This window comes from Bacillus sp. RAR_M1_44, assembly GCF_020165935.1.
Classification (GTDB): Bacteria; Bacillota; Bacilli; order Bacillales; family Bacillaceae; genus Bacillus; species Bacillus altitudinis.
In genome coordinates this window covers 1,209,025-1,224,950 of the sequence record NZ_JAIUKX010000001.1, presented here as the reverse complement: position 1 = coordinate 1,224,950, position 15,926 = coordinate 1,209,025, and the positions used below count along the sequence as shown (strand labels likewise).

Sequence of the window (15,926 nt, the reverse complement as noted above, 5' to 3'; positions counted from 1 at the left end):
CAACAACCGGAAGGGGAGGATCATTTGAACATTCAAGGAATCATTCCAGCTATTTTGACACCGCTTACAGAAGAAGAGCATTTTCATCCAGAAGTGACAAAGCAACTTATTGATCATTTAATCGACTCAGGTGTGCACGGCATCTTTGCTTTAGGGACAAACGGCGAATTTCATTTGTTTTCAGAGGAAGAAAAGCTTCAAATTGCTGAAACTGTTGTAAAGGCTGCGGGCGGCAGGGTGCCTGTATACATGGGAGCAGGTGAGAATAGCACTAAGGCAACCATTAAGCTGTCAAACAAGTTCGCAGATTTAGGCGTAGATGTCTTGTCTGTTATCACCCCTTATTTTGTTGCGCCATCACAAGAGGAGCTGTATGAGCATTTTCGTCATATTTCAGAGAATGTGACCATCCCCATTTTACTTTATAACATTCCATCAAGAACAGGTGTGTCACTTGCGCCAGAGACGGTTGCAAGGCTCAGCGTCCTACCGAATGTGTTAGGTATTAAAGACAGTAGTGGAGATATTGCCAATATCAAAGCGTATCTCGATGTCACAAAGGATGAAGAGTTTGTCGTGCTTGCAGGAACGGATTCCCTCATTTTAGAGACATTGAAGCTAGGCGGAACAGGTGCAGTGGCGGCAACGGCAAATGTGCTTCCCAAAACCGTCGTTGGCATTTATGAATCGTTTCAGCAAGGAAATCTTGACCAAAGTGAGCAATGTCAGCAGCAGCTGCAGCCGTTAAGAGCGACATTCACATTAGGAACGTTACCAGCACCTTTGAAAAAAGCAGCTGAACTTTCAGGGATTCCTGTAGGTCCGCCAAAAAGCCCGGTCAAAGCATTATCCGGCGAGGCTTTAGAAGCTGTGATGAACATGATGGAGAATTATCGGATACAAGCAAAAGCAGCAAAGGAGTCGTGAAGAGATGACAATATCACATTATCACTTTCAAACGGCATCACACATTGTTTCTGGCGCCCACTCTCTAGAGCTCCTTGGGGAGAAACTAGAGCTATTAGGACTTAGCAAATTGAGATCGATTTTTATTTTAACGCAGCCATCCATCGTATCTCTTGGTTACGGAGATCAAATCAAAACAGAACTTGCGAAAAAAGGGATTGCGAGTGAGATCAGCACAGAGATTAAGCCTGAACCAACGGAAGAAAATATCGAGGACGTATTCCAGACATTTTTAAAAGGGGAGCATGAAGCCATTATTGGGATTGGTGGCGGGAGTGTGCTGGATGCGGCCAAAATATTAGCTGTTCTAAAGACGAATGATCAGCCAATTTCTGATCTCGTTGGCACGAACCTTGTTAAAAAAAGAGGAGTTCCAACGATTCTCATTCCAACAACCTCAGGTACGGGATCAGAAGTGACACCAAACGCGATTGTTACCTTTCCGGAAAAAGAATTAAAAATTGGCATGGTCAGCCCATACCTTTTGCCTGATCTTGTGATCTTAGATCCCGCACTGACACTCAAATTGCCAAAAGCCATTACCGCAGCTACAGGGATGGATGCGTTTACGCATGCGCTTGAATCGTATATTTCAAATAAAGCCAATCCATTTAGTGATATGTTTGCACTCGAATCGATGAGGCTCATTTCAGGAAGTATTCAGGAGGCCTATCATCACGGGGATAATATGACAGCAAGGGAAGATATGCTGGTTGGTGCCATGTATGGCGGGATGGCGCTCACAAGTGCCGGAACCGCTGCTGTTCATGCAATGGCTTATCCGTTAGGGGGGAAATTCAAAATTTCACACGGTGTCGCTAATTCCATGCTGCTTCCTCATGTCACGGCGTTTAATGCAGACCATATCAAAGATCGTCTTGAAGATATTGCTAGAGTGATAGGGATCGAAGAGAAAGGCTCAAAGCATACGCTTGCAGAGCAAGTGATTCGTCAAGTTGAAGAGTGGACAGCGGATTTACACATTCCTCAACAACTCAAAGCCTTCGGCGTGTCAAAAGAAGATGTGCCGGCACTTGCTGAAGCTGCTTCAGAGGTGAAGAGATTAATGGATAACAACCCGAAGCCGATGTCTGTCTCTGATATTGAACAGGTCTACATGAAACTGCTCCACGTTTAACACTTCATACGTCACTGGGATGGGACATGAGAAGTTGCTTCATACGGCTTGCACACAAAGGGGGATTTTAAGTGAATGTCTTAAGTAGTTCTGTCATCACATTTATTTTAATCGTCATTATTCTCTATATTCTGTTTACGACCTGGCTGACGATGCGTTTCCGTAGTAAGTCTAACTCAGAATTTAACAATGCCGCTAAGTCACTTCCAGCTATTGTGGTCGGTATTTTGTTAATGAGTGAATTCATTGGGACGAAGTCAACTGTCGGAACAGCTGAATCTGCTTTTACACACGGGCTTTCCGCTTCATGGTCTGTTATCACAGTTGCTATTGCCTTTTTTATTTTTTCCTTTTTCTTAGTGGGAAAGTTTTATCGAACAGGACAATACACGATTTCAGGTATTATTGATCAAAAATTTGGGAAATCAACAAAGCTTGTTGTCTCTGTCATTATGATTGCAGCCCTGCTCTTGGTGAATCTAGGAAACTATTTAAGTGGTTCAGCTGCCATTGCATCCATTCTTGGTCTTCCTTTAATGACCTGTGCCATCATCACGGCGGTTGTGAGTACATTTTATTTTACTTTCGGAGGAATGAAGGGGGTTGCATGGGTCACGATCCTTCATTCAATTGTGAAGTATGCGGGGATTTTGATTACACTAGGGGTAGCCCTTTATTTAACAAAAGGCTTTGAGCCAATGAAACAAACATTACCCGACCATTTCTTTACATGGGATGGGACCATCGGTTGGGGAACGATTGGAGCTTGGTTTATAGGAAACATGGGGGCCATTTTTGCGACGCAGTTTATCATTCAAGCGATCACCTCGTCGAAAAGTGAGCGAGAAGCGAAAAAATCGACCCTGTATGCAGCACTCCTTTGTTTGCCGCTTGCCATTGCGATCGGGATCATCGGTGTCGCAGCCCGTTATTTGTATCCAGACATTGACCCTATTTATGCTTTCCCTGTCTTTTTACAGCATATGAATCCGATTTTGAGCGCTATTGTGGCAACATCGCTTGTCGCATCCATTTTTGTTGGTGTCTCGACGGTTGCACTTGCTACAACCACGTTGATTATTGATGACTTTTATGTACCGAAAAAGAAACCATCACCAGAGCAGCGTATGAAGGTGACTCGGTATGTAGCTGTCATGGTTGGGATTGTGCCGCTTGTGGGGGTCGCACTTGCACCAGAGTTGCTGTCACTTTCCTTTTTTACACGAGCACTTCGAACATCGATTGCAGTTGTAGCAGCAATGGGCTTTTACTTGCCATACTTTAATTCAAATAGAGGAGCAACCATTGGTCTTGCCGCTTCAGGCATCGCCACGACGGTGTGGTATTTACTCGATAATCCATTTGGAATCGATAATATGTATGTGGCCATTATCATTCCTTTCCTAGTTCTGGTGATGGATCGATGGATCAGCCCGCCAGCTAAAAAGGATCAATCACTGAAAGGAGAATTATGATGACAAATGAAGACATCATGATCAAAATAGATGGAAAATTGCGACAAAATGAACAAGACGCAGCTAGAAAAGAAGCCTTTTTACCAACAGATTGCGTGCAAAACCATGCAGCTAATCTCATCGAACTGGATAATGGAGATTTGCTGTGTGTATGGTTTGGCGGTACGCAAGAAGGAATTCCTGATATCTCTATCTATATGTCAAGGCTCAAACAAGGAAGTAATCAATGGACGAAAACTGTGAAGCTGTCTGATGATTCTACAAGATCTGAACAAAATCCAGTTCTTTTTCAAGAGAAAGATGGCAGGCTGTGGCTGCTTTATACAGCACAACTTTCTGGCAATCAAGATACAGCTCTTGTGAGATATCGTTTATCGGAGGATAGAGGAGAGACTTGGGGAGAGATTGGTACTTTATTTGATCAGCCGGGGACGTTTATACGACAGCCTATTGTTGTATTGGATAATGATGATTGGCTCCTTCCGGTGTTCTATTGTAAAACGATTCCTGGCGTAAAATGGACAGGAAACCGTGATGTCAGTGCTGTGAAGATTTCCTCAGATCAAGGGAAGACCTGGGAAGAGGTCACTGTGCCCAACAGTACTGGCTGTGTTCATATGAATATCGGAAAATGTACGGATGGTTCCCTGCTTGCCCTCTTTAGAAGCCGGTTTGCTGATTCGATTTATATGAGCCGTTCAGTGGATCATGGACGGACATGGTCTGAGCCAAGAGCAACAGAGCTGCCAAACAATAACTCATCCATTCAATTTACGGTGCTCCATAATGGTCATCTTGCCCTCGTGTATAACCATATCAATGCGGATGATCAAACAGAAAGAAGAGCGTCCTTGTATGATGAAATTGAGGATGAAGGCGATACACGAACGGCTGTTGATACAGAGGCGCGTCCAGCCTTTTGGGGAACACCGCGTGCGCCAATGACACTTGCCATCTCGACGGATGACGGTGCGACATGGCCCGTCAGACGTAACCTTGAAATTGGCGATGGATATGCCATGACAAACAACTCAAAGGACAAATTGAATCGAGAGTATTCTTATCCATCCATCACAGAAGGAAAAGATGGTAGTCTGCACATTGCGTTTACTTTTTACCGGCAGGCCATCAAGTATGTGTGTGTGAAAGAAGAATGGACTCATCACACGTCTTAACCGCAAGGGATCAGTGTTTCCGTGAATTGTAACCCTCATTTTCTTCATTTATAATTGATGTTTGGAGGGTTGTCTCAATTTGCTAACATTTGGACTCCCTCAACGTATGTCTCACGATGAAGAGATAAAAAATGGGGGTCCTTTTCATGAATATAAAAGTATTAGGTATTGCGCCGTATAAAGGATTAGGCGATGTATTAATCGACCTTGCCAAAGACGAAAAAAGCATCACATTCCAGCTTGAAGTCGGAGATCTTAGGTCTGGTGTTGCACTGGCAGAACAGGCCGAGGCTCAAGGAATGGATATTATTATGAGCCGCGGGGGGACAGCTGCGCTTATTCAAAAACACGTCAACATTCCAGTGGTGGATATCCCTGTGTCAGGCTACGACTTGCTTCGTGCCCTGACGCTGATTAAAGATTACCAAGGGAAAAAAGCAGTAGTTGGATTTGAAAATATTACACAAGGTGTACGCACCATCGGAGAGTTATACGGGATCAAAATTGATATTTATACAATACAGCAAGAGGAAGAAGTGTGGGATCTTTTACAGCAGTTACAGGAGCAAGGGACACAGGTTGTACTGGGTGATGTGGTTACAGATAAAGCGGCCAAGCAGTTGGGGATGCAAAGCATGCTCATTACCTCAGGACGTGAATCTGTCAAAGAAGCGTTTCATCAAGCAAAACAAATGTACCGTTTATATAAAGAGGCGACAGCTGAGCAGCGCCTCTTTCGTGAAATGATTGACCAAGAGTCAAAAGGGATGCTGATCATTGATCAGCACAATCAGCTTTATTTTATCAATCAGCAAATGAAAGAATGGACAGAAAAAGGGTTATTTGCACCGTTTACGTCTCATGTTGATGTGATGGATTGGTGCCCGGCGCTTGAACCAGCAGTAAAAGCAGTTCGAGAAGGAAAACAAAATGGATATTCTCAAATCTCCTTTCAGCAGCAAGTGTGGCATGTCAAAGGAAGCTTATTATCTAAAGGTGAGCTACTTTTGACGATTGAGAAGCCTTCTGCTGTGATTAATAGGGAGGGGCAGCGTATATGGACGCTGGCTGCACCTGTTCATTCAGCACATCCATTTGCTCTTTTTACTGAGCAGAGTTCAAATATGAAAGATGTGATTAAAAGGGCAAAGGCGTTCAGCCAAACAGATCGATCGATTTGTCTCTATGGTGAACAAGGAACTGGTAAATCAAGCCTTGCTTTTGCTATTCACCAAATGAGCGAGAGGAAAAATGAGAGCTTTATGACGGTGCATTGCAGCCGTTTGACTGAATTAGATGATGTAAACATAATTCCGGTGCATCAAAAAGGGACGATCTTTTTGAAGGATATTGATCGTGTCCCAATGGCTATGCAGCCCATTATGGCCGAGCAGCTTATTCATCATCAGCAGAACATTCGCTGGATGGCTGCATCTACAGTTGATTTGTTCAAATTGATGCAATCTGGGGCGTTTCATGAAGACCTATATACGTGTTTGCAGGAGCTCGTCATTCATGTCCCGCCGTTATCTGAACGGGCAGAAGATATTGAGGACATGAGCCGGTTATTTATAGCTGAATTAAATTCTCTTTATGGGACGCAGGTTGTTGGGCTGTCAGCAGATGTGATTGCCGCCTTTCAAAACGAGCGATTTAGAGAAAATGTCCGGCAGTTCAAGCGGATTATGGAGGAACTGGTGCTGACAACAAAAAGTGGATATATCACGTTGAGTAAAGCAAAGCCGGCAATTGAGCAACTTGCTTCTGAGAATGAAGAAAAACAGCTGTCCAGCTATTTACATGGCACGCTTGACGAGATTGAAAGACGAATCATTCGGACGGTACTGGAAGAAGAAAATATGAATCAATCAAAAGCAGCAAAGCGGCTGAATATTAACCGCACGACGCTGTGGAGAAAGTTAAAGGAATAATATGCAATGAGACCGAGGTGTCTAAATGACAAACGATCTATTAAAAAAAGGAGCGAACTTAGAGCAAAAGGTGATCATTGTGGCTGATGATTTAACAGGCGCAAGTGATACAGGTGTTCAATTTGTGAAGGCCGGTTTAAAAGCCTCTGTGCTGTTCCAGCCGTCATTTGAGGATATGAGCCGGTACAAGGAGGAAGATGTACTGATTGTCGATACAGACTCGCGAAGTATGTCTTCTGAAAGAGCGTATAATGAGGTCAGTCAAATGGTTCAGCCGTTTCTACAAGGAGATTCACACCTTTTCTTTAAAAAAATAGATTCAACGTTAAGAGGAAATATAGGAATAGAGCTTCAGGCACTAATGGATCTTGGCCGGTTTGATGCGGCAGTCATTGCCCCCGCTTACCCCGATGCGAATAGATCTACGGCCTATGGCATTCATTATGTGGAGGGTGTGCCTGTTCATCTATCAGAAGCAGCGAAGGACCCAAAAACGCCTGTCCTGACATCCAGTATTTCAGACTTAATTGAAGAGCAGACAAACATCAAGCCAAAACATCTTTCGCAGCAGGCGGTCTATTCAGAGCTAAACGAAACGAGTCATGACGTTTCATCTTTATTAAAACATGGTCATCAATGGTTTGTGTGTGATGCAGAAACGAACCATGATTTAACACAGATCGTTGATTTGTTTATGAAGATCAATCAAAGAGTGCTTTGGGTCGGGTCAGCTGGACTCGCTGGCGCATTATCATCCTATGTTGCGAAACACCGCAATCTTTCTCATGCAAAAAAGCATGAATCTGTTCTCATCGTTTCAGGAAGTGCTTCTCAAAAAACAAATGAGCAGTTTGCTTTTTTAAGAGAAAAGCACGATTGTCTCGAGGTGAAAGTGAACCCGTTGAATGTATTAAACGGCCGTGAAGCATGGGAAAGGAAATCAGTCATGGATCAGCTGCTCATGCGTCAGGATGAAGATATTCTCCTTTATACAGACGCAAGGCCAGAAATGGTTGAACAGATGTTGGCATACGGTGAAGCGAATGGCATGACAAGACAAGAAGTAGGAAGTACCTTATCTGTCTGTCTTGGTAAGATCACAAAAGACATTGTTGAATTAACAGGGGTGAAACGCCTTTTTTTAACTGGTGGAGATACGGCGCGTGCGATATGCCATGAGCTTGGAGCAGGCGGGATTCAGCTGTTGAAAGAAATTGAACCCGGCATCCCGCTTGGGCGGCTCGTTGATACGAGTGTATATGCGGTCACAAAAGCAGGGGCATATGGTCAAAAAGATTCTGTGCTTCATGCGGTTGAAGTGTTGAAAAACATAGAGGGGGTAGACGAATGGCAAAACCAATCATTGCTGTAACGATGGGAGATGCTTCTGGGGTTGGTCCTGAAATTATTTTAAAAGCCTTCCAGCAAAGCCGTTTACATGAAGAAGCCGTACTATTTGTCATTGGAGACACCCATATATTAAATAGGGCGAAAGATTTTGTGAATACAGATGTGGAGATTGTCAGTATTAAAGAACCGGAGGAAGCGGAACAAGTAAAAGCTGGTGCCGTTCCTTGTCTTGATCTTCATCTATTAACAAGCGATATTCCAGTAGGAGAGATTTCAAAAGAAGCAGGGAATGCCGCTTTTCGATATCTTGAAAAAGCCATTACACTTGCGAATGACCGTAGAATTGACGGCATTTGTACAGCACCGTTAAACAAGGAAGCACTTCATAAGGCTGGTCATATGTATCCAGGGCATACAGAAATTTTAGCTGACCTGACAGGTACGAACGATTATGCCATGATGCTGGCAGCTCCTAATTTAAAAGTGGTGCATGTGACGACACATATCGGATTAATGGATGCCATCTTAAAAATCAATCCTGAGCGTGTATACACAACGATTAAACTGGCTCATGATACCCTCGTTCGATCTGGTATCCCTGCACCTAGAATTGCTGTGTGCGGGATTAATCCGCATGCCGGGGAGAATGGTCTGTTTGGAAACGGAGAAGAAGAGGAGAAGATCATTCCAGCGGTAGAACGAGCACAGGATGAAGGGGTTCAAGTATTTGGCCCGCTACCAGCTGATACACTGTTCTTTAGGGCGACAAGAGGCGACTTTGATATCGTTGTGGCGATGTATCATGATCAAGGGCATGGACCAATCAAGGTGCTTGGCTTAGAATCAGGCGTGAACATTACAGTTGGATTGCCTATAATCCGTACAAGTGTCGATCATGGGACGGCATTTGATATCGCAGGAACAGGAAAGGCTGATTCTGCGAGTATGGAAGAAGCCATTCGGCAGGCAATCATGCTTTCTGGTACGAGAGAGAACCGATAGTAAAAGTGAAAGAGCCTTCCAATGGAGGCTCTTTCTTTAGTTCATATACGTTCCGCCATTCATATTGATGGTTTCCCCTGTGATGAAATCTGACTGATCAGAGGCTAAAAAGGTGACGGCGTTTGCGACTTGCTGCGGTGTTCCAATTGTTTTCAGAGGAATTCTTTCTAAAACAGATCTACGGTATTCATCACTCCACTGTTTGCTCATGTCTGTCTCAATTGGCCCAGGACAGACAGCATTTACATGAATGTGATGTGCTGCTAATTCTTTGGCAAGATGCATCGTTAAGTAATTGATACCTGCCTTTGAAACGCCGTAAGCAGGTGATGCATTGTGATGAGGGGTTTTGCCAGTAGTTGAACTCATGTTGACAATCTTCCCGCCTTGCTGTTTGATCATGTCAGGAATGACTGCTTGACACATGAGAAACGTACCCGTCAAATTAATATCAATTAGTCTTTTCCATTCATCAACAGATGTATCGACTGTTGATTTCCGCAAATTGATTCCAGCATTGTTGACCAATATATCAATCTGTCCGAAATGGTTTTTTGCCTTCTCAACGAGGGAGGCAGCTGTCGCTGGTAAACTAGCATCACCAACGACAGAAACAGCGCGTGTCTCTTCTTTATTCAGAGAGGAGCAAACGTCTTGCAATAGCACTTCATTCGTTCCGTTCAGCACCACTTTAGCTCCTTCAGAGACAAATGCCTCCGCAATGGCGCGGCCAATCCCTCTGCTTGCACCTGTAATGATTGCTACTTTGTTTTGTAAAGTCATCTATCATCCCACCCATCTGTCATAATTAAAAAGCGCTTTCATTTATTATAAAATGTGATGTTTCATCATTCAACAAATAAAGTGGAAATGAAGAGGTTTTGAATAAAAGTGTTTCATAATAAAACAAATACATCTTTTCCACTTCAGGGTATACTAAAAGGAACAAGCAATGGATAAGGGGGAACCTCAATGAAACTTTATACAAAAACCGGAGATCAAGGTCAAACAGGCTTGATTGGCGGGCGGGCTGATAAAGATGATGCAAGGGTAGAAGCGTACGGTACATTAGATGAGGCGAATAGTTTGATTGGACTAGCCCATGCAAACTTAAGGCAGCATGGCGAATTGTTTCAAGATATTCTATCTGAGCTGATGGTCATTCAGCATGAACTGTTTGACTGCGGCGGTGATTTGGCAGCGGTGAAACCACCGAAAGAAGGCAAGTTAAAAGAAGAATCTGTCACAGTCCTTGAAAAGCGAATGGACGTGTATGTAGAAGAAGCCGCGCCGCTGACTAAATTTATTTTACCTGGGGGCCAGGAAGGTGCTGCCCTCTTACATGTAGCGCGAACAGTCGTCAGGAGAGCCGAGCGGCATATTGTGACACTCGCAAAGCAGGAGGAAATTCCAGCAGTTACGCTCACATATGTGAACCGTCTATCCGACTATTTATTTGCTGCCGCCCGTATTGTGAATTATCGGCTCGGTGAAGCAGATGTTGAATATGAACGAAGTGCAGATGTGTTTCGTTCTAAATGAGGAAAAGCACTCTTCTAGTCGAAGAGTGTTCAGCGTGTAGACAAACCCTCGCATTCTTTGTCAGTCCTGCGTGCCGGTGCTCACGAATGTCCAATTCGCTCCGCAAAAGTAACTGTTCTTCCTAGACTGCAAAGGTCTTCTATTACACTGAAAAGAAGACAAAGGGCTAAAATCAAGTTCATTTTAGCGCTTTGTCAATAATCTGAGCACTCTTCTAGTCGAAGAGTGCTTTTTCTATAGATTCAACCGCTCAGTCTGAGCCATGTTACGACTCTGGTCGCAATCAAAGATCAATCTACGACACGTTTTGCCAGCTTCCTTTTTTGACTATAGTGAAAGCAAGGAGCAAGAAAGGAGGCATGAAGATGAAAATCACAAGTAAAACCATCATCGGTTCAATCCTGATGTTTATCGGTTTATCCATCTTCTTTGGTGGTTCATTGGGCGGGCTGATCCCGACTTTGATTGGGGCGTGGCTCATTTATGTAGGTGTCAAAAAATATGATAAAGGCAGTAAAACAACAGGGGTCATACTCTCTATTATCGGTGTATTGCTCGTCGCACAGTCACTGCCATTTTTACTCGGAATCGCATTTGCTGGAGTACTTCTCTACTTTGGCTGGAAGATGATCAATGGTGAATCTGCAAAGGAATCATCCGGCAGAACAACATATATGGAGCCAAACACGGCACCGAACATGGAAGAATCTATGCACACGTCATTTGATCAAGAATGGGAAGACTTTTTAAAGAAAAAATAAAGGGAGGAATATGAAATGGTATTAAGAAGAGTACGTGATATGTTTGTTGCAACAGTCAATGAAGGCTTAGATAAATTGGAGAATCCGCGTGTCATGCTGAATCAATATGTTCGTGATATGGAGGACGATATTGCCAAAGCGAAGCATGCGATCATTAAACAGCAAACCATTCAGCAAGGTTTCTTGAGAAAAGCAGAAGAAACAGAAGAATTTGCTGATAAGCGAAAGAAACAGGCGGAGCTGGCGTTTCATGCAGGAGAAGAAGAACTTGCACGGAAAGCACTGACTGAAATGAAGTATTTTGAAGAAAAGCACAACGAATATCAAGAAGCCTATCAGCAATCTGTTAAACAGCTGAAAGAGCTGAAAGAACAGTTGCAGCATCTAGAAACAAAGCTGCGTGATGTTAAAGACAAGAAGCAAGCGCTGATTGCAAGAGCCAATGCCGCACAGGCAAAGCAGCATATGAATGAATCTATGAATAAGGTTGATAGTGAAAGTGCTTATAAAGAATTTCTACGCATGGAGAACCGTATAGAGGAAATGGAGACAAAAGCGGGTAGTTATGCACAATTTGCCGATCAGGGTGCTTATGCTCATCTTGATTACGCTGATGAGGTTGAAAAGGAATGGCAAAAGCTTAAGCGATCAAAGCAGCTTGAGAAACAGCCGGCAAACTAATGGAAATGTGTCAAAACGGAAGAAAAACAGGATTTTTCTTCCGTTATTTGATTTCTTTCTGTTTCGCTTTTCCTTATAATAAAAAGGTCAAAGGATAAAGGGATGATATAAATGAAACGGTTCATTGGTCTAATTTGTATACTTGTTGGTGTTTTTTTGATGATTGGGATGCTTTTCAAAAATGGAGATCTCTTTCATTTGAGCTTTTCTCGTGATAAAGCGGTCACAACAGCTTCAGCGAAAAAGGATGAGGTTGAACAATTAGATATCTCTCTTTCTGGATTTCGCATCAAGGTGAAGCCGGAAGATCGTTCGGATATTTCTGTGATGGTTGTGAATGGAAAAGGGAAAATGTATGCGGAACAAACAGGCGGAACATTCAAAGTCCGTGCTGAAAATAAAGGATTTTTGTTTTTCTCTGCATTTGAAAAAGGAGAACTCTTAGTCAAAATTCCAACAGATTATCATAAAGATGTGAAAATAACAGGTGGAATCGGCGTGAGCGAAGTAAATGGCGAAGGAAAGCTGTCTCTTCAAGATGTGACGCTCAAATCAACGAGCGGAAACCTCACAGCTGAGAACTTCTCAGCAAATCGTGTGGAAATCAAAGCGACTTCTGGCAGACTTTCAGTGTCTCATATTGATGCGAAGGAAAGTGATATTGGTGCCACTTCTGGTCGTGCTGATATTCAAGATGTAAAAGGAAAGCTGCAATTAGGCATGACAAGCGGCAGGCTGACAGCAAGCTTTGATACAATTGATTCACCAGTCGACTTTCACATGACATCAGGCAGTGCGAAATTTAACTTGCCAGATGAGGGAGATTTCAAAGTCCAAGTGAAAAAAACGAGTGGACGTATTGATCATTCGTATGATTTTGACCAAGCGGACAGTGAAGGCCGAGGTTTTACAGGCACGCATGGGAAAGGGACACACTTAGTCGATATTGAGATGACAAGCGGAAGCTTAAAATTGCGGTAAACAAACGTAAAAAGGAAGGAGGCGAGTCAACTGCGTTTTTCTAGAAATCAAATTTTAGGCATCATTGTGGTGATTTTCGGTATAAATCTTTTTCTCAAAATTATTGGGATTGGGGCAGACTTATTTTGGCCAGTGTTTTTTGCTCTATTTGGTTATTGGCTGCACTCTCGATCTAAACGTTGGCTCGGTTCGGTTTCCTATATTTTTGCAGGCTTTCTCTTCTTGAAATTTCTACTAAATATCACGTTTAGTTTGACTGGGTATTTATTTGCTGCCTTTTTGATCTATGCGGGCTATCGTTTATTGAAAAACAAACCTGTTTTTGATGTCGATAAAAAGGAATCATCAGACGATGGAAAGCCTTCACTGAAAGTCAATCTTGAAAAAGAGGGCGATCAGAAGAAAACAAAAAGCCAGACAAAGCCGCGCAAAGAACATGATTTCTTCATCGGTGAAGTCAGGCTGATGAAAAAACCATTTCAATTAAGCGATTTGACCATTTCAGGTTTTATTGGCGATGTCAAAATCGACTTATCAAAGGCGATTATTGCTGAGGAAGAGAGCACGATCGTCATTAGTGGGCTCATCGGAGATGTCGATATTTACGTACCTCAGGATATTGAAGTATGTGTGAGTGCTTCGGCTGCAATTGGTGATATGAAAATCATTGATGAAAAAAGAAGCGGGTTCGGCAGTAAAGTGTATGTCATGACAAATGATTATGATGAGAGCAAGCGAAAAGTGAAAATCTCCATTTCTCTCCTGATTGGGGATGTGGATGTGAGGTACTTATGAGGAAACTGCATTTAGGCATCCAGTGGCAATCTGTTCGTCTTGCAGTCGGTATCTCGCTTGGTGTTGTCATCATGACGACACTCCCGATGTTTTTTTATTACCAGCTTGATCCCATGATTTTGCTGTCTACGCGGTGGTTCGGCATCCCGTTTTTTTGTATTTTGCTCATTATTAGTCTCGCCATTGGTGTATCAGCGGGGCATGTGTTTGGCTATCAGCATAAGAAGCGGCTGGATCAGCTTGTAGAGTCGATTTTGAAGTTTGAAAATGGGAATTTTGCCTATAGACTGCCTTCTCTAGGTGATGATGAAATTGGTTTGGCGGCAGATCAATTAAATGAAATGGCGAAACGAGTGGAAGGGCAAGTAGCCTCCTTACAAAAGCTCTCAAATGAGCGAGCTGAATGGCAGGTTCAAATGAAAAAATCGGTTGTCTCAGAAGAGCGTCAGCGTCTAGCGCGTGAGCTGCATGATGCAGTCAGCCAGCAGCTATTCGCCATTTCAATGATGACGTCTGCGATTCTTGAAGGGATGAAGGAAAAGGATGAAAAGATTTTAAAGCAAATGCGTCTTGTGGAACGAATGGCTGGCGATGCACAAAATGAGATGCGTGCACTCCTTCTGCATTTAAGACCGATCACCCTTGAAGGAAAAGACTTGAAAAAAGGCTTGATTGAGCTGCTCAATGAATTTCAGGCAAAGCAACCAATTGATATTGATTGGGAAATAGAAGATGATGCTCCGCTGTCTAAAGGGGTGGAGGACCATCTGTTCCGAATTGTGCAAGAAGCCCTTTCCAATGTGTTTAGGCATGCAAAGGCGACAAAGGTGACAGTACGTCTGCTTATTCGGAACCGTCAAGTTCAGTTAAAAATTATCGACAACGGGATTGGTTTTCAAACAGATCATGTGAAGACTGCTTCCTACGGACTTGAATCGATACGAGAAAGAACAAGTGAAGTAGGTGGTGTCGCAGAGATTATGTCATTTGAGGGAAAAGGCACACAAATTGATGTGAAGGTTCCCATTTTTGATGAAGGAAAAGGAGAGAACGTTCGATGATTCGAGTGCTTTTAATTGACGATCACGAAATGGTGAGAATGGGTCTTGCTGCTTTTTTAGAGGCACAGGCGGATATTGAAGTCATCGGTGAAGCGTCAGATGGACAAAAAGGTGTAGAGCTAGCGGTTGAATTAAGGCCAGACGTGATTTTAATGGACCTTGTTATGGAAGGCATGGATGGCATCGAAGCAACGAAAAGAATTTGTCAGGAAATAGAGGATGCCCGGATTATTGTACTGACGAGCTTTATTGATGATGATAAAGTGTATCCAGTGATTGAGGCTGGTGCTTTAAGTTATCTTTTAAAAACATCGAAAGCAGGAGAAATCGCTGATGCCATCAGGTCTGCGAGTATCGGCGAACCAAGACTTGAATCAAAAGTAGCTGGGAAGGTCATGAACAAACTCCGCCATTCATCAAATGGGTCCATTCTGCACGATTCGTTAACCGCAAGAGAAATGGAAATATTAAAGCTGATTGCCGATGGAAAATCGAATAAGGTCATTGCTGAGGAATTGTTTATTACCATCAAAACAGTCAAGACGCATATTACCAACATTCTTTCCAAGCTTGATGTAGAAGACCGCACACAAGCAGCCGTGTATGCACATCGCCATAAGCTGATTCAATAAAAAAACAGCTTTCAAATGAAAGCTGCTGGAACATGCGCAAAATTAGTCCTTCTGTCCTGTGATTGGACGTTCGGATAGTTGATGGAGCTCAGGAACTGGAAAAGCCTCCTGCTCCTCGGCCGATTTGTCTTCCAGGGTTTTCTTCATCTCGGAAAGCAGCTTGACGCTTTCCTTTGCCACTGCCGCTTTTTTCTCTTGCAAATCAATGATCTGTGAAAGTCCAACAAATAAACCGCCTCCAATCAGAAGGAGCGCAGGGGTTTGTCCATAATAAATCACGATCAAAAATGTGCTTGAAAAGCTGTCGGCTTCAATGAAGAAATCTTCTTTTGATTGCATGAATACCACGACTAATAGAAGTATTCCTAGAATCAAAAATAGAATGCCGGCCGAAAGTAAAGCTCGTTTCATGATTGACACCCTTTTTTTCTTACCA

General features: G+C 43.1%; 16 protein-coding genes. 14 read left to right on the top strand and 2 right to left on the bottom strand.

What is annotated here, in order from left to right:
• The first annotated feature begins 24 nt into the window (after positions 1-24).
• The 7 genes from dapA (at position 25) to pdxA (ending at position 9,037) form a co-directional block, all read left to right on the top strand.
• Complete coding sequence (dapA, locus tag LCD34_RS06735) at positions 25-927, top strand: 4-hydroxy-tetrahydrodipicolinate synthase (RefSeq protein ID WP_035701352.1); 903 nt, start codon at positions 25-27, stop codon at positions 925-927.
• 4 nt (positions 928-931) lie between these two features.
• Positions 932-2,104 (top strand): iron-containing alcohol dehydrogenase, encoded by a 1,173-nt coding sequence (locus LCD34_RS06730; protein WP_224558696.1) that lies wholly within the window; start codon positions 932-934, stop codon positions 2,102-2,104.
• A gap of 71 nt (positions 2,105-2,175) precedes the next feature.
• A complete protein-coding gene (locus LCD34_RS06725) occupies positions 2,176-3,579 on the top strand; it encodes a sodium:solute symporter family protein (protein ID WP_025207958.1) in 1,404 nt (467 codons plus the stop codon).
• Entirely contained in the window at positions 3,579-4,754 is a 1,176-nt protein-coding gene (locus tag LCD34_RS06720; protein ID WP_224558695.1) for a sialidase family protein, read from the top strand. Before LCD34_RS06725 ends, LCD34_RS06720 begins: the two co-directional genes overlap by 1 nt.
• Before the next feature lie 146 nt (positions 4,755-4,900).
• Entirely contained in the window at positions 4,901-6,685 is a 1,785-nt protein-coding gene (locus LCD34_RS06715) for a sigma-54-dependent Fis family transcriptional regulator (RefSeq protein ID WP_224558694.1), read from the top strand.
• Positions 6,686-6,710: 25 nt separating this feature from the next.
• The gene (locus LCD34_RS06710) at positions 6,711-8,057 is read left to right on the top strand and encodes a four-carbon acid sugar kinase family protein (RefSeq protein ID WP_008347097.1); all 1,347 of its coding nucleotides are present in this window, start codon (positions 6,711-6,713) and stop codon (positions 8,055-8,057) included.
• Positions 8,033-9,037: a 4-hydroxythreonine-4-phosphate dehydrogenase PdxA gene (pdxA, locus tag LCD34_RS06705; protein WP_060832639.1), complete on the top strand. Its 1,005-nt coding sequence runs from the start codon at positions 8,033-8,035 to the stop codon at positions 9,035-9,037. Before LCD34_RS06710 ends, pdxA begins: the two co-directional genes overlap by 25 nt.
• A gap of 36 nt (positions 9,038-9,073) precedes the next feature.
• Here the strand turns inward: pdxA and LCD34_RS06700 are convergent, their stop codons facing one another.
• On the bottom strand, positions 9,074-9,820 hold the full coding sequence (locus LCD34_RS06700) for an SDR family NAD(P)-dependent oxidoreductase (RefSeq protein WP_048002142.1): 747 nt from the start codon (positions 9,818-9,820) through the stop codon (positions 9,074-9,076).
• 189 nt (positions 9,821-10,009) lie between these two features.
• Between LCD34_RS06700 and LCD34_RS06695 the strand changes: the two genes are divergently transcribed.
• The 7 genes from LCD34_RS06695 (at position 10,010) to LCD34_RS06665 (ending at position 15,490) form a co-directional block, all read left to right on the top strand.
• A complete protein-coding gene (locus LCD34_RS06695) occupies positions 10,010-10,579 on the top strand; it encodes a cob(I)yrinic acid a,c-diamide adenosyltransferase (RefSeq protein ID WP_224558693.1) in 570 nt (189 codons plus the stop codon).
• 365 nt (positions 10,580-10,944) lie between these two features.
• Entirely contained in the window at positions 10,945-11,340 is a 396-nt protein-coding gene (locus LCD34_RS06690) for a hypothetical protein (protein ID WP_024719792.1), read from the top strand.
• A gap of 15 nt (positions 11,341-11,355) precedes the next feature.
• Positions 11,356-12,021 carry a stress responsive protein LiaH gene (gene liaH / locus LCD34_RS06685; RefSeq protein WP_039168185.1) on the top strand — a complete coding sequence of 222 codons (666 nt, stop codon included), beginning with the start codon at positions 11,356-11,358 and terminating at the stop codon, positions 12,019-12,021.
• Between the two features lie 111 nt (positions 12,022-12,132).
• Positions 12,133-13,002, top strand: coding sequence for a DUF4097 domain-containing protein (locus tag LCD34_RS06680; RefSeq protein ID WP_039168176.1), 870 nt, complete (start codon positions 12,133-12,135; stop codon positions 13,000-13,002).
• Between the two features lie 30 nt (positions 13,003-13,032).
• Positions 13,033-13,797 carry a cell wall-active antibiotics response protein LiaF gene (gene liaF / locus LCD34_RS06675; protein WP_224559410.1) on the top strand — a complete coding sequence of 255 codons (765 nt, stop codon included), beginning with the start codon at positions 13,033-13,035 and terminating at the stop codon, positions 13,795-13,797.
• Complete coding sequence (liaS, locus tag LCD34_RS06670; protein WP_007500303.1) at positions 13,794-14,858, top strand: two-component system sensor histidine kinase LiaS; 1,065 nt, start codon at positions 13,794-13,796, stop codon at positions 14,856-14,858. The genes liaF and liaS overlap by 4 nt, the downstream gene beginning before the upstream one ends.
• Positions 14,855-15,490, top strand: a complete 636-nt coding sequence (locus LCD34_RS06665; protein WP_041115722.1) for a response regulator — start codon at positions 14,855-14,857, stop codon at positions 15,488-15,490. Before liaS ends, LCD34_RS06665 begins: the two co-directional genes overlap by 4 nt.
• 42 nt (positions 15,491-15,532) lie before the next feature.
• On the opposite strand, the gene LCD34_RS06660 is transcribed toward LCD34_RS06665, so the two are convergent.
• A complete protein-coding gene (locus LCD34_RS06660) occupies positions 15,533-15,901 on the bottom strand; it encodes a hypothetical protein (RefSeq protein ID WP_007500307.1) in 369 nt (122 codons plus the stop codon).
• Between the last annotated feature and the right edge of the window lie 25 nt (positions 15,902-15,926).